Genomic DNA, 22,434 nt, shown 5'->3' on the forward strand with positions numbered 1-22,434 from the left:
GATTAACTGTCTCAAATATAGGTCGAAAGGAGACCAAAAACAAATAGTTTCGATTAAGTGTCAATAAAATTAACATTTCATATAAAAAAAGACGTTACTAGTCGGGAAACACGTATTTAAAATAAAATCATTCTGACACTATCGATAAAACACAGCGCTAAAACACAATAAGTTAGAAGGTTACATTAAGCAATTCCCCACTTAATTGAAGTAAATCTAACTCCGCTAATTTGGCTTGATACTTGGCTTGATTTCGACTTAATTCTGCATTTAATAAATTAAGTTGCGCTTGCCTAAATTCGATTGAATTAACTTGACCAATTTTAAAATTTTCCTGAGTACGTTCAAAATTATTCTGTGAGGTAATAATATTTTGTTGTTGAATATTGTAAATTTTCAACTTGTTCTCAAAATCTTCCCAAGCATTTTCAAAGTCTCTTTTGATCCCTATTAAAATATTTTCTTTTTGAAGTTTTTGAGTTTCAAGATTAACTTTAGCATTTCTAACATTTATTATTGTGCTTCCTCCATCAAATAAATTCCAACTTAAGTTTAAGCCTCCAGATAACCCTGTATTTGTACTTACAGACACAAATGACGCACCATTATTATTATTCTTATTCCAGCCATAAGTACCCGTTAATCCAATAGTTGGCAAAAAACCAGACTTATTAGATTTAATATCTAATTGACTAATCGCTATATTCTTCTCCGTTTGCAGTAACGCTACATTACGTGTTTTCGCTTTTTCTAACAAATCTTCTTTTTGAAATTGAAGCGTAAAATCAACTTTCGTGTTAACCGTAAACTCAGGATTTAAAGCATTACCTAATACCACATTTAAATCACGTTTTGCATTTTTCAAGTCTTGAAATGATGAAATTATATTAATGCTATCATTATTAATATCTACTTCAGCATTTAAAACGCCCAACTTTGTATTTTGTCCATAGTCAAATTGATACTGGGCACGTACCAACCTATCCTTTGACACCTCCAGGGTTTCCTGTAATGCGTCCAAATTCTCTGTTAATTGTGCAACTGAATAATATACCGAAAACAACTGAATAACAGTATTTTCTATTGTTTCGCGCGCTTGAAGCTCCGATAATTGGTATTGTTCTTTTAAACTTTTATAGTTATACTGTCTTCCTGATCCATCAAAAAGCGTATAATTTAAATTTACAGAAGCATTATATCTATCACTCTCAGCCCCATTTAAAACTGTTGATGACCCATCAGAAAATTGTGCTTCAGTATTATCTAAATTATAAGTTGCGCCTGCCGCTCCTGTTAAAGTTGGTAAATATCCAGAATTAAGGACACTTGTATTATTCTCTGCAACTTCAACTGCTTGCTTAGCAATTTTAATTCCGTAGTTATTTTCTAATGCTAACTTTACTGCTTGCTCTTGCGTTACAACATCTTGTGCACTTACTATTGCAGTACAACAAAATGCAGCTAAGACAACTAAATTATATTTAATGTTCATTTTCTTCATTTTGTTCTTTAATAGCGCGTTCTACTTCTTCTTTGGTTACTTCATTACCTGTCATTAACCATTTTGATTTTTGTTTAATAGTATTACTAAAAGACAAAAATAATGGTAACACTAACAGTGTCAATATGGTTGCATAAGCAATACCAAATGATATAGAGATTGCCATAGGCTTTAAAAATTGTGCTTGTCTACTTTTTTCTAAAAGTAAAGGCGCTAATCCAGCAATAGTGGTTAAAGAGGTTAAAAATATAGCTCTAAAACGGGACTTACCTGCTTCTGACAATGCTGAGTCAAAGGTCATCCCTTCTTTTAAATTGCTATTAAATTTTCCGATTAATACCAATCCATCATTCACCATAATTCCTATTAATGCAATAATCCCCAATAAGGACAATACATTTACAGGAAAACCTAATAACCAGTGTCCCCAGGCTACTGCTGTTAAACTAAAAGGCACTAATAACAATAACAAAATAGGTTGACTATAACTTCTAAACGTAAACGCAATAGTTATGTAAATAAGCAATAAAATAACTGTACCGGCACTACCGATAGAACTAGAAAGCTTGCTTGCTTCTCTATTCTGACCTTCAAAAGAAGCCGAGATTGTTGGATATTTAGCTTGTAAATTAGGAATAAACACGGTTTTAATATCATCTAATATATCCGTTGTACTTGTACTTGGATCCTTTAAGTCTGCACTGACTCTGATTTCTCTTAATCCCTCTAAGTGATTAATAGCAACGTCCCCTCTAGCAATAGTATAACTTGCAATATCCTTTAAATTAACACGCGCTCCTGTCGGAGTTAAAATACGCATATCGTCTAAATCGTTAATAGAGTTTCTGTTTGGTCTATCATAACGGACCCAAACTCTAATCTCATCTTGTCCACGTTGGAAACGTTGTGCTTGTGCTCCGAAAAAACCAGAGCGCACTTGACTCATAACTGTACGTAAATCCAACCCTAATAAGTAAGCGCTTTCCTTTAGTTTTAATCTAATTTCCTTAATCCCTGCAGGATCATTATCCTCTATATCTTTAAGTAAAGGATTGGTGTCTAAATATGCCTTCATTTCTAACTTAGCAGCTTTTAGCTCCCCAATGTTATTTCCTAATAACGAGACAGATACTGGACTACCTCCAAAATTACCTCCTGAACCAAAAATCAATCGTTCTGTTCCGATAACCGGACCAACCAATTCTCTTAGTCGATTAGACACCATTGACGATTTAATAGCATCAGGACGTTCTTCTCCTGGTAACATATTTAATCTAAGTGATGCACTAGAACTACTATTAATAGTCAAAATGGTGTTTTCGAATAGCTCTTTACCTGTTCCTTTTAAATACTTTTCTGATAATTCTTGATTAACAATAAATGCTTTCTCTTCAATTAAAGAAATAATAGAATCTGTGACCCTTACATTAGTTCCGTTAGGCATTTCTAGCGTAATAGACACTCTATCACTAGCCACACTAGGAAATAAAGTCACACCAATAACACCACCACCCATTGCTCCAAAAGTCAAGACTAAAAGTGCTACAAAAATCCCTAAAGACAATATTTTAAACTCCAAAACAAAATCTAAAGCTGGCGAATAAATTCTATCTCTTAAAAAGGACATTAGTTTGTCACCTGCCCTATTTATAAATCTCATTTTAGCAAAAAACTGCTTTAATTTTGAAGGATTTTCTTCTTCTACTGGAGGTCTTAATGCTTTTGAATGTGCCAAGTGCGCTGGTAAAATAATTAACGCTTCTACTAAAGACACCACCAATGTTAAGATTACAATGACGGACACTTCGCTAAAAAATTCTCCAATACGACTATCTAAAAACAAGAAAAGAGAAAAAGCCAATAACGTTGTAATAATTGCAGAAACGACAGGAGGAATAACTTCCATGGTACCATCAATAGCTGCTTGCTTTGGTGATTTTCCTTTTTCGTAATGTTGGTAAATATTTTCGGCAATTACAATTCCATCATCTACCAAAATACCAATAACGATAATCATACCAAATAATGACAAGACATTAATAGTCACATCAAACTGACCTGCAAAAATAAACATTCCTAAAAATGAAATAGGTAATCCAAAAGCCACCCAAAATGCCAAGCGCATGTTAAGGAACAACGATAGAAAAACTAGTACTAATATCATCCCAACAATAGCATTTTCCGTTAATAAATCTGTACGTTGATTTAATGTTACAGATAAATCCCTAACCACATCTAACTGTGCGTTGTTATGCTTTTGATTGTAAGCCTCTATATAATCCTTTACTTTTTCAGCAGAAGTAATTAAATCTTCATTATTTGTACTAGTCACCGAAATATTTACAGCCAATTGCTGATTAAAATAAGTAGCATTAGGCGTCTCTGAAAAACGATCTCTAATAATAGCTACATCTTTTAACCGAATGACTTTTCCGTCTGCCGAAGCTTTAACAATAATATTAGACATTTCGTCTCCGTAATATTCTTTGTTATTCGCTCTAATCAAATACTCTTCTGCATCTGTTTTAATATTACCACCAGTCACTAATATATTGGATGCACTAACGGCATTAGCGACGTCGCTAAAAGTAATATCATAAGCCAGCAAGTTACCTTCGTTAACTGCAATTTCAATTTCCTCTTGTGGATATCCCGAAACCTCTATTTGAGATATCCCGTCAATTGCACGTAAATCATTTTCTACCTGACGACCTAATTGTTTTAATGTTGCTAATGGAATATCTTTTCCGCTTAAAGCGAAAGAAATAGTTTCTCTAACCGCTTCTTGCTTAGACACGACTAAAGGTTCCATTCCTGTAGGGAAAGTAGCCACACGATCTACAGCATTTTTAACTTCAAGCAGCATAAAATCAAGGTTTTCACCTTTTTCAATTTCTACTGTTATAGTTCCGCTATTCTCTCTAGATACTGAAGTTACACGATCTAGACCCTTTAACCCCTTTAAATTTTCTTCAATTTGAAGCACAATACCTTCTTCAATTTCTTGAGGAGAAGCACCTGGATAAGCTATACTAACGTTGATTATTTTAGATTCTGTTAAAGGAAAAAAGGATGACTTTAAAGATGAATACCCCAAGATTCCGAAAACAGAAAATGCTAAAATAAAAACATTAACAGCAACGTGGTATTTAATAAAATAAGTGATTATTTTTCTCATTACTCCGCGTTATTGTTAGATTTAGATTGCTCTACAAATGGTTGTACTAACATTCCAGAATACGCACCTGGTACCGGTCTTTTTAAAATAATAGTTCCGTTTGGCACACCTTGCAAGATTACTTTAGTGTCTGAAAAATGAATGGGTTTTGCCGGAATAACATCTAACAAACTATCTTTTATGACATAAATCTCTTGACTATCTGTTAGTAAGTTTCTATCAATCTCTATAGCATCAGCAACACTTTTGGCATTTAAATTAGCTTCTAAATACATCCCTTCTTTTAGATTGTCATCTTTGACCTCTATAAAAGCTGTAATGGTTTGTGTGGTAGCATCAATACTTCCATTTACACGAGAAACTTTACCTATATAACTTTCTGTTTTATCTAAATTACTTAAGCTTACTGATTCTCCAACTTTTAAAATATTAGCAAAACTTTTACTAATAGCAACTTCCATTTCGTAAACCGAAGGATTTATAAATTCTCCTAACTTCTGTCCATTTCTAATTAAAGAACCCTCTGTCGCCAGAGCTTCTGTTAAAATACCTGAAAACGGTGCTGATATAGTATATTTAGATAACCGTTGTTCTAAATTTTTTACATTGAAATAATTTGTAATAATACCACGACCTGTTATAAAATATTTTTCTTTATCAGAAGTGATTTCCGGTAATTTTGGAGTCGTTTTATTTAAGTCGAAACCATTTAAATACGTTTGCCATTTTTGAAACACATCAGGAAAATCCAAACGTAAGTCTGGCATTATAGCTGCTATAGAATTATACAAGCTACTTTTTGAAGACTGTACCGTTGCATAATACTCGGAAGCATCAACACGAATTAATGTTTGCCCCTTGCGATAGGTTTGGCCTGGTTTGAACAAATAACTTCCATTACGAAATACACCTTGCACTTCTGAATACAACTCTACGCGTTGCTTCGCTGTCAAATTTCCATTTGCCGCTATAACAATCGGAATTGTTCCGTTTTGAACCGTATCTATAAATACCGTTTTTATAACTTTAGAAGCTACAGGTTTTGGTTTCTTTTTATTATCTATTAAATTTTTAGCAAAAATAAAAGAAGCAATAATAAATAAAACACCTAAAATGGATAGTATAATTTTGCGCATGTATTTGATTTTGATAGTATGACCGCAAAATTAGCCTATAGTTTAGAGGGTAAACGTTAAAAAAAACTTAAAAGAAGTAATTAAAACGCTTCCAATTGAAGCGTAATATCCTCCCAGTTTTGCATTAACTTGACTAACTGATCCTTTTTAGATTGATAGTTTTCGAAAAAATTAGGTTTTGCAACTGTCTCATCATAGTTATTTGCCATCATAAGATCAATGTCTTTAATTTCCTTTTCTAACTGGTTAATTTTAGACTCGCAGTTACTTAGTTTATTATTTAAAGATTTTTGTCTTTTCTGATCTTCGTAAGATTGCTTTGGAGTTTCTTTAGGCTGACTTTTTACAATTGTACGTTTTTCTACTTCACGTAAATTTTCAACATTACGTTGTTCTAAGTAATAATCTACATCACCTAAATACTTTTTAATGTTACCATCTTTAAATTCGAAAACAGTATTAGTTAAGCCTTTTAAGAAGTCCCTGTCATGAGAGACTAAAATTAAAGTCCCTTCAAAACGCTCTAAGGCATCTTTTAAAACATTTTTAGATTTTATATCTAAGTGGTTTGTTGGCTCATCCATTATTAAAACATTAAATGGTTGTAGCATTAATTTAGCTAAAGCTAAACGGTTACGCTCTCCCCCAGATAATACTCTAACATATTTCTCTGCCTCATCACCTCTAAATAAAAAGGATCCTAAAATATCACGAACCTTACTTCGGTTAGTTTCATTTGCAGCATCTATCATAGTATCTAAGACCGTTTTACTACCATCTAGATACTCCGCTTGATTCTGCGCGAAATACCCAATTTGCACATTATGTCCTAGTTTTAAATGTCCATCATGCTTTAAATCTCCTACTAATATTTTAGCCAAAGTCGATTTACCCTGTCCATTCTGACCAACAAACGCGGTTTTAACATCACGCTCTATTAACAAGTCTACACCTGATAAGACTTGATTATCTCCATAACTTTTAGACACATCTTTAGCTTCTACAACTATTTTTCCAGGCGTAATAGATACCGGAAAATTTAAAGTCATCACACTATTATCATTCTCATCGACTTCGATACGGTCAATTTTGTCTAATTTTTTCATTAAAGACTGGGCCATCGTTGCTTTACTAGCTTTTGCTCTAAACTTTTCGATTAACTTTTCGGTTTGCTCTATTTGCTTTTGTTGATTTTTTTGAGACGCTAACTGTTGTGTTCTAAGCTCTTCTCTTAAAACCAAATATTCTGTATATGGTTTTGGATAGTCATAAATGCGTCCTAAAGAAATCTCAATAGTACGATTAGTTACATTATCCAAAAACATTTTATCATGCGATACAATAGCGACTGCTCCAGCATAATTTCGTAAAAATCCCTCTAACCAAATAATAGATTCTATATCCAAGTGGTTTGTTGGCTCATCCAAAAGTAGTACATCATTATTTTGCAATAATAACTTCGCTAACTCTATACGCATACGCCATCCACCAGAAAAAGTATCGGTTAACTTTTCAAAATCTTCACGTTTAAAACCAAGTCCTTGTAATATTTTCTCAGTTTCTCCCTGATAATTGTACCCTCCAAGGATTTCATATTGATGCTGAATATCACTTAACTCGACCATTAAATCGTGATATGCTTCACTCTCGTAATCCGTACGCTCTGCTAATTGTGTGTTGATATACTCAATCTTCCCTTCGATTTCTTTAATTTCCGTAAAGGCCTGATACGATTCTTCAAGTACCGTTCGTCCTAAAACAAAATCAATATCTTGTTTTAAGAATCCAATTTTAAGTGTTTTATCTGCTGCAATTTGTCCAGAATCAGGTTCTAATTCTTTAGACAAAATTTTTAGCATCGTAGACTTACCCGCTCCATTTTTACCTATAAGTCCGACTCTATCCCCATTTCCTAGTTTGAAAGTGATATCTTCAAAAAGGTATTCTCCTTGAAATGAAATTGATAAATTATGAATATTTAGCATGAATTGTGACTTATGTTACTTATGGTTGAAAGAATAAAACTTAAATTTGTATTTGAAGTCTAAACTTCAACACTCTTTTTTTTGAATTGCAAAAGTACACAATTATTATGTTTAAAAAAGGCTCTAAATTATACTCTATATTTACAGGTGCTTGCCCAAAGTGTCATAAAGAATCAATGTACACAGATACTAACCCTTATCACGTAAGTCAACTTTTTAGTATGCACGAGCGCTGTAGTCACTGTAACACTAAATATAAAATTGAACCTTCTTTTTTCTATGGGTCTATGTATGTTAGTTATGGTGTCGGAATTGCTTTTGCTGTCGCTGCTTTTGTTATTAGCTATTTCTTTTTAGGAAGCACACCAAACGTCGCGTTTATAGCAATTGTAGGTGCCTTAATAGTGTTTTATCCAATAATCGTAAGACTATCGAGAAATATATGGATCAATATTTTTATGAGTTACGATAAAAAGTTAGCCTCTAAAAATGATAAACTAGAAACTAAAAAATAACTAAATTGTCTTAAAAAAAACGAAGACAATCTATTTCTTTATCAAGAACACCATTGTTCTCAATAAAATTAAACAGTTGATTTGCCATATAAGGCGCAATCATAACTCCTCTCGATCCTAAACCGTTAAACAAATATATATTTTTAGATATGGGATGTCTTCCAACTAAAGGTTTTCTATCTTTTACTGTTGGTCTAACTCCTGCGACTTGACTAAGTACTTCAAAATCGCATTTTACAAACGTTTTAAGCTTATCTAAAAGCATTTGTCTTGCTTCCTCTGTAATCGTATTTGTTTTATCTTTCTGCTCGTAAGTAGAACCTACACGATAAGTATCTTGTCCTAACGGAATAACAAAGACACTAGACTTAAGCACATAGTCTAGTTTTAAATCTGGTGCGTGAATAGTAAGCAACTGTCCTTTGGTACCGCCCAATGGCAACTCTTTAAAATAAGGGTTTTGTTTAATACCAAACCCCTCGGCAAACACAATTTGCTTAGCAGATATGTCCTTGTATTCTATTTGGTCATTCTTTATCTCTATTAAATCATGAACAAAAGGATCTGTAATAAGCAAATTCTTATCCAAAAGATATGGCTTGTAACTTTCTATAAGTTGTTTTGTATCTAACCTTCCTGTGTGTAATACTTCTCCTAATTTAAAACTTGCCTCTATATTTGTATTCGTATTTTCAAAAAGAGAAGTGTTTAAAAAAGGTTTTAATCCCTCTTTATCAGAAGCAGCAAACCAATTATTTTGTTCCTCTAATGAAGTAAACCGACGTTTAACTGGTATTTTATAATCTAGATTAACACCTAATACCTCTTCTAATTTACTGTAGACAGGCAAAGCAGTAGCAAGTTGTTCTTCGCTTTTCCACACTGGTGTAAATCGTTTTAAAGTTACAGGGTTGTATAAACCACCTGCAACCACAGAAGATTGCTGAGAGTTATCATCAAAAACAATAAATGTCTTATTATTTTCCTTAAGTTTTTCACAAAAAGAAATCCCCGCTAATCCACAACCAACAATTATATAGTCTACTTTCATATCACAAAAGTATACTATATCTGTGGATAATTACTAGAGTAGATAAACAAAAAAACGCCCACTTCACAGTGGGCGTTTCTTAATATAATAAATTTAATTCTTTTAGTACGACCACATGTCTAACTCAAAGTTTCTAATTTTTTCTTTAATTCTTTCAGACTCTAATAATTGCATTAACGAGTTTTCAGCGATATACTCTTCAACCTTACGGTCTCCAAATACATTCTCCTCTTTAAAAATCACACTATTAAAACGTCTAGAGTTTAAAATATGATCAAAAGAAAAAGGGATAGCACTATTTTTAGCATTAAAAGCTTTAGATTCATGCAACACTTCACGTGCATCAGGATAAAAAATCCAGAATAAAGGAATAGGCTCTTTATTTGCTTCGTCATTAGAATTAACGTAATTAACATCCGGTGCAGCAGGTGCTAAACCTAATAATCTATACTTTAATTCTCCTTGACGCTTATCAAAATACCACAGTCCTTTGATAAAATATGCAACAACATCATAAGATGCAATAGTTGTAGTCGTAATATATTCCGGATCTACATAACCATCAGCATTTAACTGATCGTAACCGATATCCATCGTATCTACAGCTGTTCTAATTTGAGCTAACTCTTTTTTAGTACGTTTTCCAGTAAAATAAGAATCGTTGTAGACATCTTTAATTTTACCTTCATCTATAGCTTTAGTTAAGACATCAAATAAAGAACGTCTTTCTTTCCCTATATTATTAGTATCCACAGGATAGTACAAAGGAAAATTCACACGTTCGTCTAAAACAACTTTTTCCCAAGTCATCTTTGCAAACATAATATCTCTATCATCAACATATCCGTATTCTAGAGGGTTGTCGTTATCTAACGCTATTTGTTCTTCTGTTCTTACACCAATCTCTTTTGGAGATTTAGCATTTAGAATATTAGATTGAGCAACTGCCTGAGATGCAAAACATACTCCGAATACAACTGCTAATAAAGATTTATAATTCATCTGAAAATTGTTTTTATAATTTAATTAATCAAATATGTTTTGATTAGTTTGATAACTCAATAGCAATTGGACTTGCTGGCTTAATTCTTACTCCTGCTGACGATTTAGATTTGATATCAAATATTTGAATAGCATCTCCACGTCTAGCTTTTCTTAAAGCTGTTTTTGCTTGTCCATTTAACTTACTACCTTGTACATTTACTGTAGACTGTCCAGGTACTTTAATTTTAAATGATGTTACTCTTAAAGGCAAATCAAAATCAAAATCTTCCAATACAGCTTTAATAGTCCCTATTTCAATGTTATTTCTTGGTAAAGAACCTTCCGACTTTCCAGCAATAGTACCAGATGGCTTAGGGATATCTTTAATTCTAAATACTGCTCTATCAGAAGCACTAGAACCATCATCAAGTTTAGCTGTTACACTAATTGTAACCTCTTTACCCGATCCAGGTTTCATAGTATATTTTCCAATACCATTCGCCTTAGATAAACCAGATCCACTAGCATTAACTTTGTTATCAGGTACTCCTGCGAAAGAAATAGTCATCGGATTAGGTACACCTCTATATACAACATTCATTTTATCTGCAGAAATAGTAGCAGAATTTGGTCTTGGTACCACAACATAGTTTCCAATTATTGGAATTTCTAATTCCTTACCGTCTTCTACGAAAGTAAATTTACCATCAATATTGTGCTCTCCAACGTTACCTACATTAAAATCTAATTTAGCCGCTCCTGTCGAATCAATTGCTTCAGTTAAATCAATTTCTTTTTCCCCTACACTCATTTTTGTAGGTACAACATTAGCGTACTTACCTAACACTACTCTACCTTGAAATTTTTCTCCAGCAAAAAATGCAGATTTATCAGCCAATACAATTGCCTTATAATTCTTTAAAGACGTTGCATTACTAACAAGATTACCTAAAAACCCATTATAGATATTAGTTTCAGTAGCCTTTACATCATTTTGCATTGCAGTTAACTTAGTGTAAGATGCAATAGCTGGAAATCCTTGAAAATGATAATCTAGCCATTTTTTCTCTACACCATCATTATCTTTTACGGCAGCTGTACTAAAACGTTTTTCAAAACTTTCAATTACTGGTTGCCATTTTCCCTCATTAGGTAAAACAGCTTTAATGTCCGTTTTATACTTTTCTATTCTATCTAAAACTTCTTGTCCTCTTTTTGTTAATCTGTCACCAGTAAACCACAGCTCGTCAAGTTTATCTCCCTTATCCATTTCTTCGTAAGGTAAATCGCCACTTTCTTCTAACTCATAATGACCACTTTTAACGATATCTTCAGCTTTAACTGTTCCTAAAAACTTATAAAACTCATCCGAAATCTCACTAATATCATTAGCTAATTTGTTTGCGTTACCAAATTCATCCGGCTTTTCCTCAGCTTGTGTTTTCAACTGAGTTAAAATACCATTATTTGATGCTATAGCCAATTCGTTAGCTCTATCAAATTTTTTATCCATTAATCCAAATGCAGATAATACTTCTTTTGACATTGTCATTGCGATCATTGCAATAAATACCAAATACATTAGGTTAATCATCTTTTGTCTTGCGGACTGTTTTCCTCCTGCCATGTCTAATTAGTTTTTTAGTTGTTAATATTAGTTGATATTAATCACTAATTAGTTTTTGTTCATTGCAGTTAACATACCACCATATACTCCGTTTAAAGAAGATAAGTTAGATGCTAAAGATTGCATTTGTTCTTTTAATTTAGTTGCATTTTCTACAGCTTCTTCATTAATTGATGCTTGACGACTAGCGCTTTCCATTTGTACTTTATAAAGGCTGTTTAAAGACTCCATTTGTGCAGCAGCAAGGGTCATTTCTTCACCATACTTTTTAGTTGCAGCCATAGAATCCACAGTTGGAGAAATTCCTTTTGCAGCTCCTTCGAAATTTTTGATACTATTTCCTAAGCTTGCCATTAATTCTCCATCAATTTTAGCATCTTTTAATAAGTTGTCTAATTTTTTTGATAATAAACCTTCAGCATCTTTAGGCTCTTCTTTTGTAGCTTTTTTAGCTCCTAATGAAGCACCACCTGCTAGTTCAGGGTAAACTAATGACCAATCTAATTCGCCACCTTGCTTTTCAAAAGCAGATAATGTAAATACGACAGCTTCTACGATCATACCTATTGTTAAAATAAGTGATCCATAAGGCCAGTGTTGAATTTTAAATAAAGCTCCAATAATTACGATTGCTGCTCCCAATCCATAAACCATATTCATCGTCGAAAGTTTTCCTTTTTGTGCCATAATTTCTAAGTTTTTAGTTGTTAAGTTTTTATTAGTTTGGTTAATATTATTAAGTTTTATTGCTGTGAATTAGCTGTCATATCTGTACCCATATAATCTTGAACAGTTCTGAAACCGATATAACTTCTCGCTGAATCTGAATATTCGTAATCTCTAGAACTTACTTGTAAATAATAAGCGACATCTTTCCAAGACCCTCCACGTACAACTTTACGTTTGTTACTTGGATCATTTACACTTGGGTTAATAGTTGATGCATGCTCATAAGATGCTGGATCATAAGAAGAGTCTACCCATTCTGATACATTTCCAGCCATGTTATAAAGATTAAAATCATTCGGCTCAAAAGCATCAGCTTCTACAGTATACAACGCTGTATCTGCTGCATAATCACCACGTAATGGTTTAAAGTTAGCCATGAAACATCCACGATCGTTTTTAGCATAAGGCCCTCCCCAAGGGAAAGTCGCTGCTTGTAAACCACCTCTAGCGGCATACTCCCATTGCGCTTCTGATGGCAATCTGTAACGTGCTACGTTATGTATTTTTCTTGAACGTCTATAATCATTATGGTATTTTGTTCTCCATTCACAAAACGCCTTAGCTTGTTGCCATGATACGCCAACCACTGGATAATCTCCATAAGCATCATGCCAGAAATAATCGTTATGCATTGGCTCATTATAAGAATATGCAAAATCTCTAATCCAAGCTGTAGTATCTGGATAGATTTCTACTTCTTCTCTAATAATTACATCTTTACGACTTAAGTTTTTGTTTTTTGCTGCTTTAGCAATATCCATGTAAGTATACTGAAACTTAAATTTAGTTACATCCCAAGTACGTTGTCCATTATAAGATTCTTCTAATGGCAAATACATGGTATCCATAACTTCTACATAGTATTCATCAGGATATTCTGAGGTATCAAAGATCAAGTCAACGTCATAATTAAGTTTCCTTCCTTCATAACCAGTTTCTCCTAAACCACTATAGTTATCCATCATATACTTTTCGTAAGCAGATGAATCAGTAGTATCCGCATCTTTAAATGCAAATTCTCCAATACCACCATCCTCAGATGTCATACCTACTTCATCAGCTAGAATAGCCATTTTGGTACGAATAGTAGAATCTCTTACCCATTCTACAAACTGACGATACTCACTGTTGGTAATTTCTGTCTCATCCATATAAAATGATGCAACAGTAACTGTCTTAGCAGGTGCATCCTGGATTCCAGCAAGATCGTCGTCTGCTTTACCCATTATAAATGCTCCACCAGGGACTAATGTCATTCCGTAAGGTTTTTCTGGATGCCACTTCCTTCCTTTAGCACCAACTAGTTGTCCGTTATCTTTTGATCCACAACTTACTAATAGTGCGAAAACCGCTGTTAATAATACAAACTTCTTCATATTCATTGAAAACTCGAGGTTAATTTAAAACTCTTAAATTTTTTAAGAGCGTAAACATATTTATATATTTCCTAAAAAACAACTTTTTTACCAAAAAAAAATACATTTAATCGTAAAAAATTTGCATTTGAACGATTTAAAATGTCGTTTATCAGCAAATTCTAGACTACTAAACGCTATTTTTTTGATAGGCTTTATACCATCTTTCCGGTATAATATCATTACAAGCATCCAAATAATCTTGATGCGTGCATGGTAATAACGTATGCTTTTTTAATTTATTATTAACATTTGCTAAAAATGGAATTTCTATCCACCAGCGTCCTGTCTTTATACTTTTATAAAAAATTAACTCATGCGATTCTGCTAATGTAATGAATTTTTGGTGATTATCGTCAATAGAAAAATCATCATCGTTAACTCTACAGTTAACACCTTCTATAAAATACCATATCATTTGCGACACTAGCATTGCCGTTATTTCATCATCTTGAGAAGGTTTATACTCGTAAATACCAAACGAACTTACCTTATTACTTATTCCTGCATAACGTGCTACTGCACATATTTCTTTCCCATCTAACCCATTAGGAGAAACCTTTTGCCTTAAACTAACTTCGGACGCCTTTAATCCACCTAAATCTACAGTCACGATATTTGCATCTCGCATTACTGGCTCCACTAATGTGATATCATTCGATACCTCTCCCAATCTGTAAGATTCGAAATATAAGCGTTCCATTAAATCTATCTCCTCCTGACTATTAAAATAGGTCTGATATCCGATGATTGAATAATTAAAAAGGTTGTACGGCTCATCAAGAACGATTTTACCTACAAAACTAGTGTTATTTATTGCTTTGGACGTATCTCCTAAATCAAAAGATTTATCAACATTCACAATATTAACCATTGGAATTAAACTATCATAGGCCCGATACGTGGTATACGTTAAGTCTTGACTACCTCCAATTATAATTGGTATGATTCTTTTCTCAATTAAAAGAGTCAATGTTTCTTTTAAAGCAAAATAAGTATCTTCTGCACGTTCTCCTTTTTCAATATCACCTAAATCAACAACATTAGTAGACCAATTACCAGGATATAGTGTGTACAATGATTTCCTAATTTCGTTTAGATTAAAATCTTCACCTATATAATTGACATCATTTCTGTTTTCTAAAACTCCTAGAATAACAATTTTAACATCATCTAAATCAGGAATACCTTGTTGTTCCGAATGTATTTTTATTTTTTGCCCTAAACACAAAGGCGACAATAATTGATTATGCGCTAAAACAGTATCTGAAACTGGAGAAAGAAAATTAAAATTCATTTATAGTACTATTTCTTTTTTGCTGTAGTTTTTTTCTTTGCCGCTGGCTTCTTTGCTGCAGTTTTCTTCTTAGCCGGTGCTTTCTTTTTTGCAGCAGCCTTCTTTTTAGGCGCTTTCTTTTCTATCATATCCTTAACTTCCTCTAAAGTTAAAGCGGCAGCGTCTACTGTTTTAGGTAACTCTATTTTAACTTTACCTTTTAAAATATTATGTCTACCCCAACGTGCTTTTTCTACACGGATACCTTCATCTTCCCAATTATGAATAACTTTATCTATTTCTTTCTGAATTTTAGCATCTACTAATTCTTCAATTTCTTCATTAGTTAAAGTATCCCAATCGTATTTTTTATTCACATTGATAAACAACCCATTCCATTTAATAAATGGTCCAAAACGTCCTTTACCTTTAGTTACACCATGTCCTTTATAATTGTAAACGGGTGCATCTGCTATTTCTTTTTCTTTAATTAATTCAATAGCGTCTTTAAACTCAATACTTATTGGATCTTGACCTGGCGCTAAAGACACAAACTTCTTACCGTATTTTACATAAGGTCCAAAACGACCATTGTTAACCTCAATATCCTCATCTTCATACTTACCTAAAGTCCTAGGCAACTTAAATAAATCCATTGCCTCTTCATAGGTAATACTACCTAATTGTTGATCAGGACTTAGACTTGCAAATGTTGGTTTTTCCTCATCATCCACCGTTCCCATTTGCACCATTGGTCCAAATTTACCAAGACGCACACTAACTTGTTTACCTGTTTTTGGATCTTTACCTAAAATACGTTCTCCAGATTCTCTATCTGCATTTTCTTGAACATCTACAACTACTGGATGAAACTTCTTATAGAAGGTTTTCATCATTTTTTTCCAGTCCTCTTTACCTTCAGCAATATCATCAAACTGACTTTCTACCTTAGCGGTAAAATTATAATCTAATATACTTTCAAAATGGTTAACCAAAAAGTCTGTAACAATCATACCAATATCTGTTGGTACTAACTTACCTTTATCAGACCCTACTTTTTCAGAAAGCATGTTATCTTTTACTGTTCCTTCTTCTAATACTAATTGTGTATACTCACGTTCTACACCATCTATAGCACCTTTTTCTACATAGTTTCTATTTTGAATGGTCGAAATTGTTGGAGCATAAGTAGACGGACGTCCAATACCTAACTCCTCTAGTTTTTTTACTAAAGAGGCTTCCGTATATCTATATGGCGCACGACTATAACGTTCTGTCGCTGTGATATATTTATTAAGTAACGTTTCGTTTTTCTTCATAGCAGGAAGCATGCCTTCTTGCTCTAAATCTTCATCATCTGTCCCTTCTAAATAAACTTTTAAAAATCCGTCAAATTTAATAACCTCTCCATTAGCTGTAAAGGTTTGATTATGTGTATTAGCTTCAATCTTAACGTTAGTACGTTCCAATTGTGCTTCACTCATCTGTGATGCAATACCACGTTTCCAAATTAAATCATATAAACGCGCCTGATCGTAATCTATATCTACGCTGTGTCTTGTAAAGTCTGTCGGTCTAATCGCTTCGTGAGCTTCTTGCGCTCCTTTAGACTTTCCTTTAAAATTACGTTCTTTACTATATTCTTTACCGTAGGCTGCTACAATCTCTTTCTCTGCTCCTTTTCTAGCTTCATCAGATAAATTGACACTATCTGTTCTCATATAAGTAATCAAACCGGCTTCGTATAAACGTTGCGCCATCGTCATAGTTTTACTAACAGAAAAATATAATTTACGTGATGCTTCTTGTTGTAATGTTGACGTCGTAAATGGTGCGGCAGGAGATTTCTTAGCTGGCTTTTTAGTTAAGTCTGCGACTTTAAAATCTGCACTCGCATTACTTTCTAAAAAATCTAATGCTTCTTTTTTAGTCGAAAATGTTTTTGGCAATTTAGCTTTAAACGACTGCCCAGCTTCGTTTGAAAATTCAGCATCTATCCTATACGATGCTTCAGGTGTAAAGTTTTGGATATCGCGTTCACGCTCTACAATTAATCTAACAGATACAGATTGTACACGACCTGCTGACAAACCTCCTTTTACTTTACGCCATAAAACGGGAGATAACTCATAACCTACAATTCTATCTAACACACGACGGGCTTGTTGCGCATCTACTAAATCGTAATCAATTTGTCTTGGATTCTCAACTGCTTTCTGGATGGCTGCTTTAGTAATCTCATGAAAAACAATACGTTTTGTTTTATCTTTATCTAAGTTTAGAGATTCTGCTAAATGCCATGCAATAGCCTCTCCTTCCCTATCTTCATCACTTGCTAACCAAACCATTTCGGCTTTCTTGGCAAGTTGTTTTAATTTTTTTACTAGTGCTTTTTTATCGGAAGAGACTTCATATTTTGGATCAAAATCTCCCTCTACATCTACTCCTAATTCTTTAGATGGTAAGTCAGAGATATGCCCAAAACTGGATTCGACTTTAAAGTCTTTTCCTAAAAATTTTTCAATTGTTTTTGCTTTTGCAGGTGACTCAACTATTACTAAATTCTTCGCCATTCTTCGATTTTTATGAGTGCAAAGGTATATCAAAAAAAATTTATCATCCTAATTTTATAAGTTTTAGCTAAAATTTTAAGTCTGTCAGATTGTCATAATTTTAAAATAATCCTATCTTTGCGTGCTTATTGGAGATGAGTGATTTCAATATATTTATGGAAAAGACAATAGACGAAAACAAACAAGGCGAAACATTGGTTATTGCTAAAAACGATAAAAACACCAAAAAACTTTTTATTGAAAGCTACGGGTGTGCTATGAATTTTAGTGATAGTGAAATAGTAGCTTCTATACTGCAAAACGAAGGTTTTAATACCACACAAAACCTTGAAGAAGCAGATTTAGTACTAGTTAACACTTGCTCTATTAGAGACAAGGCTGAAGTTACAGTACGAAAAAGACTAGAAAAATATAATGCTATAAAGCGAGACATTAATCCTAAAATGAAGGTGGGTGTTCTAGGCTGTATGGCAGAACGTTTAAAAAGTAAATTTTTAGATGAAGAAAAAATAGTAGACCTGGTTGTAGGTCCAGATGCTTATAAAGACCTTCCTAACTTAATTGCAGAAGTTGAAGGCGGTCATGATGCTATAAACGTTGTACTATCTAAAGAAGAAACTTACGGAGACATCAGTCCTGTACGCTTAAATACCAATGGTGTTACAGCACTTGTCTCAATAACTAGAGGTTGTGATAATATGTGCACGTTTTGCGTGGTTCCTTTTACAAGAGGACGAGAACGTAGTCGTGACCCACAAAGTATTATTGAAGAAATTAATGATCTTTGGTCTAAAGGTTATAAAGAAATAACATTACTAGGTCAAAACGTAGACAGTTACCTTTGGTATGGTGGTGGTATGAAAAAAGATTTTGACAAAGCTTCTGATTTTGAAAAAGCAACTGCAACAGATTTCGCAAAACTTTTAGAACTATGTGCTACTGCGCAACCAAAAATGCGTATTCGCTTTAGCACTTCTAATCCACAAGACATGCATCTTGAAGTGATACAAATGATGGCTAAACATGATAATATTTGTAATCACATCCATTTACCTGTCCAAAGTGGTAGTAATAGAATACTAAAAGCGATGAATCGTTTACACACCCGTGAAGAATATTTTACCTTAATAGATAATATTAGAAAAATTATTCCAAACTGTGTCATTAGCCAAGATATGATTACTGGTTTTCCAACAGAAACAGAAGAAGATCATCAAGATACCTTAAGCCTAATGGCGTATGTAAAATATAATTTTGGTTATATGTTTACGTATTCTGAAAGACCAGGAACTCTAGCAGAACGTAAATTTGAAGACGATATACCAGAAGCAACAAAAAGCAGACGTCTTAGCGAAATTATAGCGTTACAACTAAAGCATAGTGAGTTTAGAACTAAACAGTTTTTAAATACAACGGTTGAAGTTTTAGTAGAAAAAGAATCTAAAAAATCTAACCAAGAATGGTCTGGTCGTACACAGCAAAATATTGTGGCGGTATTTCCTAAAGGGGATTATAATATTGGTGATTTTGTAAACGTCACTGTAACAGATTGCACAAAAGCAACACTTATAGGTAAAGCTATTGGAAAATCAATCAACAATTAAGCATCATAAAAAATAAGCGTTTTATTTTTATCAATAGACCTATTATCTACTCTTAAAACAGAACAGATAATGGTAGAAGACACAACTTTTAATTACGCAAACTAAACACTTTTAGAGTTTACTATGGAAACAATACAATCTATAAAACAGCGTTTCGGGATTATTGGAAATAGTCCAACTTTAAACCGTGCTATCGAAAAGGCAATGCAAGTTGCACCAACAGATATTTCTGTTTTAGTCACTGGAGAAAGTGGTGTTGGAAAGGAAAGTATTCCTAAAATAATACACCAATTATCGCACAGAAAACATGGTAAATATATTGCTGTAAACTGTGGTGCAATACCAGAAGGCACTATAGACAGTGAGCTTTTTGGGCATGAAAAAGGAGCCTTTACAGGAGCAACAGCTACTAGAAATGGATATTTTGAAGTTGCAGATGGTGGTACTATTTTTTTAGATGAAGTCGGAGAACTTCCCCTAACAACACAAGTCCGTTTACTACGTGTTTTAGAAAATGGCGAATTTATAAAAGTAGGGTCTAGTAAAGTACAAAAAACGGATGTTCGTATTGTAGCTGCAACAAACGTTAATATGTTTGATGCTATTAAAAAAGAAAAATTTAGAGAAGACTTATTTTATCGTTTAAGCACAGTAGATATAAACCTTCCTCCTCTAAGAGAACGTCAAGAAGACATACATATATTATTCAGAAAATTTGCTAGTGATTTTGCATTAAAATATAAAATGCCAACTATCAAATTAACAGATGATGCTGTACAATTATTAATAAAATACCGCTGGAGCGGAAACATAAGACAGTTACGTAATGTTGCAGAACAAGTCTCTGTCTTAGAACAAAACAGAACTATTAGCGCAGCAACATTAAATAGTTATTTACCTACAGGCAGCAATCTACCAGCAGTAATTAATACCACTAAGTCAGAAAGCGACTTTGGCAGCGAACGTGAAATTTTGTACAAAGTATTATTTGACATGAAAGCCGATTTAAACGATCTAAAAAAGCTGACCATGGAACTAATGAAAACAGGTAATATAAAAGAGGTCCAAAAAGAAAATGAAAGCTTGATTGAAAAGATTTATGGCGAAAATGAAAGTGAAGCCGAATTTGATGAACATATTGAAGATATGGAAGTTTTATCAATATCTCAAAATTCAGGAGAATCTAACAACACCTTGATTTCAGAAAACACTCAAGATAAATATCATTTTGCTGAAGAAATTGAAGAAGAGGAAACACTCTCCTTACACGATAAAGAATTAGAATTAATCAAAAAATCTTTAGAACGTCACAAAGGAAAAAGAAAATTAGCAGCAGAAGAACTTGGTATTAGCGAGCGTACACTTTACCGAAAAATTAAACAATTTGATTTATAAAATCACGTTGTAATTCTAAACAAAACTATAATGAAACAGCTTAAATACCTTTTATTACTTTTTATCTCCTCTACCTTATTAGGTTGCGGAGCGTATTCTTTTACGGGAGCAGATATTGGAACAGCCGAGACCTTTCAGGTTAATTATTTTAAGAATACATCAACCTTAATAGAACCTGGATTAGACTTAGATTTTACTAGAGCATTACAAGATTTAATTCAAAATCAAACCAGTCTTAGCTTAGTTAACTCTAGTGCTGATTTAATTTATGAAGGCGAAATAACAACTTACCGTGTTTCTCCAACAACAGCCACTGCAAATAGTACAGCAGCACAAAACCGTTTAACGATAGGTGTAAAAGTTCAATTTTACAATAGAAAGGATAGCGAAAAGGATTTTGAAAAATCTTTTTCATTTTTCTATGATTATACTGGTAGCGAATTATTATCCGGAACAACAAAAACAACAGCCCACGACGAAATTTTTGAACGCTTAACACAAGATATTTTCAACGCATCACTTGCAAACTGGTAAAATCAATGACTAGTCAAGAATTAACAAGCTTATTACAGACACCTCAATTAGTTAGCCCAAAGCAAACTTACATGCTTAGCGATCTCCTAGACGAGTTTCCTTACTTTCAGTCTGCGCGCGCCATGTTCCTAAAGGGCTTAAAAAACACAGAAAGTTTTAAATACAATAAAGCTTTAAAAGTGACTGCTGCCTATACTTCCGACAGAAGTATTTTATTTGATTTTATTACAAGTGATACTTTTAATCAAAATGAAATTTCAGAATACATCAAACAAAATGCAGACTATATAAATAGTTTAGAGGTTTTGATGGAAGATATTTCAGTGGACACCACTGGACATATTGACAAGACGTTAAAGCAACATATTGAAGATACTGTAGTCATACTTGATCCTGATTTATTTGAACCTAAAAAGGATGATGTAGTCACTGAAAAGCCAGAATTAAAGAAAGAAGAACAAAAAGTAATTAGTAATAAAGAGGTATCTATCTCTAATTTAGATAAAAAGGAGATAGAATCATTTTTAAACATAGGTAAACCATTTCATTTTAATAAATCAGAAACTCATAGTTTTAATGAATGGCTAAATATCTCTAAATTTAAGCCAATTAAAAGGGACGGTGAAGATTCCTTAGACGAAGAATCTAATTTAGAACGCGCCAAAAAGTTTGAATTAATAGATAAATTTATAACTAAAAACCCAAAACTTGAAGCAAAAAAAGCTAAAGTTTCGTCTCATAACATTGCTAAAGCTCAGATGATACAGCCGGAGGCTTTGATGACAGAAACATTAGCGCGTATTTATGTCGAACAGAAAAACTTTAAAAAAGCCATTCAATCTTATAAAATTTTAAGTTTGAAATATCCAGAAAAAAGTGGTTTCTTTGCAGACCAAATTAAAGCAATAGATAAATTACAAGAATAAATAAC

16 protein-coding genes are annotated in these 22,434 nt (G+C 33.2%); 5 read left to right on the plus strand and 11 right to left on the minus strand.

Annotated elements, in window-relative coordinates; all coding sequences use genetic code 11:
- Positions 1-172: 172 nt before the first annotated feature.
- From E9099_RS03430 to E9099_RS03445, 4 genes are all read right to left on the minus strand, one after another.
- Positions 173-1,492 carry a TolC family protein gene (locus E9099_RS03430; protein ID WP_136582317.1) on the minus strand — a complete coding sequence of 440 codons (1,320 nt, stop codon included), beginning with the start codon at positions 1,490-1,492 and terminating at the stop codon, positions 173-175.
- Complete coding sequence (locus E9099_RS03435) at positions 1,482-4,679, minus strand: efflux RND transporter permease subunit (RefSeq protein ID WP_136582318.1); 3,198 nt, start codon at positions 4,677-4,679, stop codon at positions 1,482-1,484. The genes E9099_RS03430 and E9099_RS03435 overlap by 11 nt, the downstream gene beginning before the upstream one ends.
- Positions 4,679-5,815 (minus strand): efflux RND transporter periplasmic adaptor subunit, encoded by a 1,137-nt coding sequence (locus E9099_RS03440; RefSeq protein ID WP_136582319.1) that lies wholly within the window; start codon positions 5,813-5,815, stop codon positions 4,679-4,681. Before E9099_RS03440 ends, E9099_RS03435 begins: the two co-directional genes overlap by 1 nt.
- Before the next feature lie 80 nt (positions 5,816-5,895).
- Positions 5,896-7,800, minus strand: a complete 1,905-nt coding sequence (locus tag E9099_RS03445; protein ID WP_136582320.1) for an ABC-F family ATP-binding cassette domain-containing protein — start codon at positions 7,798-7,800, stop codon at positions 5,896-5,898.
- Positions 7,801-7,907: 107 nt separating this feature from the next.
- Here E9099_RS03445 and E9099_RS03450 point away from each other — a divergent pair, with 107 nt between their 5' ends.
- Positions 7,908-8,315 (plus strand): DUF983 domain-containing protein, encoded by a 408-nt coding sequence (locus tag E9099_RS03450; protein WP_136582321.1) that lies wholly within the window; start codon positions 7,908-7,910, stop codon positions 8,313-8,315.
- Between the two features lie 10 nt (positions 8,316-8,325).
- On the opposite strand, the gene E9099_RS03455 is transcribed toward E9099_RS03450, so the two are convergent.
- The 7 genes from E9099_RS03455 to topA all read right to left on the minus strand — a co-directional run bounded on the left by E9099_RS03455 (position 8,326) and on the right by topA (position 17,970).
- On the minus strand, positions 8,326-9,366 hold the full coding sequence (locus E9099_RS03455) for an NAD(P)/FAD-dependent oxidoreductase (protein WP_136582322.1): 1,041 nt from the start codon (positions 9,364-9,366) through the stop codon (positions 8,326-8,328).
- A 102-nt stretch (positions 9,367-9,468) separates the two neighbouring features.
- Positions 9,469-10,368, minus strand: a complete 900-nt coding sequence (gene gldN / locus E9099_RS03460; protein WP_136582323.1) for a gliding motility protein GldN — start codon at positions 10,366-10,368, stop codon at positions 9,469-9,471.
- A 43-nt stretch (positions 10,369-10,411) separates the two neighbouring features.
- Positions 10,412-11,977, minus strand: coding sequence for a gliding motility protein GldM (gene gldM / locus E9099_RS03465; RefSeq protein ID WP_136582324.1), 1,566 nt, complete (start codon positions 11,975-11,977; stop codon positions 10,412-10,414).
- Positions 11,978-12,025: 48 nt separating this feature from the next.
- A complete protein-coding gene (gene gldL, locus E9099_RS03470; protein WP_136582325.1) occupies positions 12,026-12,664 on the minus strand; it encodes a gliding motility protein GldL in 639 nt (212 codons plus the stop codon).
- Positions 12,665-12,720: 56 nt separating this feature from the next.
- Positions 12,721-14,088, minus strand: coding sequence for a gliding motility lipoprotein GldK (gene gldK / locus E9099_RS03475; protein WP_136582326.1), 1,368 nt, complete (start codon positions 14,086-14,088; stop codon positions 12,721-12,723).
- A 163-nt stretch (positions 14,089-14,251) separates the two neighbouring features.
- The gene (locus tag E9099_RS03480; RefSeq protein WP_136582327.1) at positions 14,252-15,418 is read right to left on the minus strand and encodes a formimidoylglutamase; all 1,167 of its coding nucleotides are present in this window, start codon (positions 15,416-15,418) and stop codon (positions 14,252-14,254) included.
- Positions 15,419-15,426: 8 nt separating this feature from the next.
- Positions 15,427-17,970, minus strand: a complete 2,544-nt coding sequence (gene topA, locus E9099_RS03485; protein WP_136582328.1) for a type I DNA topoisomerase — start codon at positions 17,968-17,970, stop codon at positions 15,427-15,429.
- Positions 17,971-18,125: 155 nt separating this feature from the next.
- On the opposite strand from topA, the gene miaB reads away from it, so the two are divergent.
- The 4 genes from miaB (at position 18,126) to E9099_RS03505 (ending at position 22,429) form a co-directional block, all read left to right on the plus strand.
- Positions 18,126-19,574, plus strand: a complete 1,449-nt coding sequence (miaB, locus tag E9099_RS03490) for a tRNA (N6-isopentenyl adenosine(37)-C2)-methylthiotransferase MiaB (RefSeq protein WP_136582329.1) — start codon at positions 18,126-18,128, stop codon at positions 19,572-19,574.
- A 123-nt stretch (positions 19,575-19,697) separates the two neighbouring features.
- Positions 19,698-20,969, plus strand: coding sequence for a sigma-54 interaction domain-containing protein (locus tag E9099_RS03495; protein WP_136582330.1), 1,272 nt, complete (start codon positions 19,698-19,700; stop codon positions 20,967-20,969).
- 30 nt (positions 20,970-20,999) lie between these two features.
- Entirely contained in the window at positions 21,000-21,503 is a 504-nt protein-coding gene (locus tag E9099_RS03500) for an LptE family protein (RefSeq protein WP_136582331.1), read from the plus strand.
- 5 nt (positions 21,504-21,508) lie between these two features.
- Complete coding sequence (locus tag E9099_RS03505) at positions 21,509-22,429, plus strand: hypothetical protein (RefSeq protein WP_136582332.1); 921 nt, start codon at positions 21,509-21,511, stop codon at positions 22,427-22,429.
- The last annotated feature ends 5 nt before the right edge of the window (positions 22,430-22,434 follow it).

The organism is Psychroserpens sp. NJDZ02 (assembly GCF_004843725.1).
In the GTDB taxonomy this organism is placed as follows: Bacteria; Bacteroidota; Bacteroidia; order Flavobacteriales; family Flavobacteriaceae; genus Olleya.

What these genes read in the sequence shown, in the direction of transcription:
- E9099_RS03430 (WP_136582317.1), bottom strand. Translation starts at nt 1,492, where the DNA reads ATGAACATTAAATATAATTTAGTTGTCTTAGCTGCATTTTGTTGTACT.
- E9099_RS03435 (WP_136582318.1), bottom strand. Translation starts at nt 4,679, where the DNA reads ATGAGAAAAATAATCACTTATTTTATTAAATACCACGTTGCTGTTAAT.
- E9099_RS03440 (WP_136582319.1), bottom strand. Translation starts at nt 5,815, where the DNA reads ATGCGCAAAATTATACTATCCATTTTAGGTGTTTTATTTATTATTGCT.
- E9099_RS03445 (WP_136582320.1), bottom strand. Translation starts at nt 7,800, where the DNA reads ATGCTAAATATTCATAATTTATCAATTTCATTTCAAGGAGAATACCTT.
- E9099_RS03450 (WP_136582321.1), top strand. Translation starts at nt 7,908, where the DNA reads ATGTTTAAAAAAGGCTCTAAATTATACTCTATATTTACAGGTGCTTGC.
- E9099_RS03455 (WP_136582322.1), bottom strand. Translation starts at nt 9,366, where the DNA reads ATGAAAGTAGACTATATAATTGTTGGTTGTGGATTAGCGGGGATTTCT.
- gldN (WP_136582323.1), bottom strand. Translation starts at nt 10,368, where the DNA reads ATGAATTATAAATCTTTATTAGCAGTTGTATTCGGAGTATGTTTTGCA.
- gldM (WP_136582324.1), bottom strand. Translation starts at nt 11,977, where the DNA reads ATGGCAGGAGGAAAACAGTCCGCAAGACAAAAGATGATTAACCTAATG.
- gldL (WP_136582325.1), bottom strand. Translation starts at nt 12,664, where the DNA reads ATGGCACAAAAAGGAAAACTTTCGACGATGAATATGGTTTATGGATTG.
- gldK (WP_136582326.1), bottom strand. Translation starts at nt 14,088, where the DNA reads ATGAATATGAAGAAGTTTGTATTATTAACAGCGGTTTTCGCACTATTA.
- E9099_RS03480 (WP_136582327.1), bottom strand. Translation starts at nt 15,418, where the DNA reads ATGAATTTTAATTTTCTTTCTCCAGTTTCAGATACTGTTTTAGCGCAT.
- topA (WP_136582328.1), bottom strand. Translation starts at nt 17,970, where the DNA reads ATGGCGAAGAATTTAGTAATAGTTGAGTCACCTGCAAAAGCAAAAACA.
- miaB (WP_136582329.1), top strand. Translation starts at nt 18,126, where the DNA reads ATGGAAAAGACAATAGACGAAAACAAACAAGGCGAAACATTGGTTATT.
- E9099_RS03495 (WP_136582330.1), top strand. Translation starts at nt 19,698, where the DNA reads ATGGAAACAATACAATCTATAAAACAGCGTTTCGGGATTATTGGAAAT.
- E9099_RS03500 (WP_136582331.1), top strand. Translation starts at nt 21,000, where the DNA reads ATGAAACAGCTTAAATACCTTTTATTACTTTTTATCTCCTCTACCTTA.
- E9099_RS03505 (WP_136582332.1), top strand. Translation starts at nt 21,509, where the DNA reads ATGACTAGTCAAGAATTAACAAGCTTATTACAGACACCTCAATTAGTT.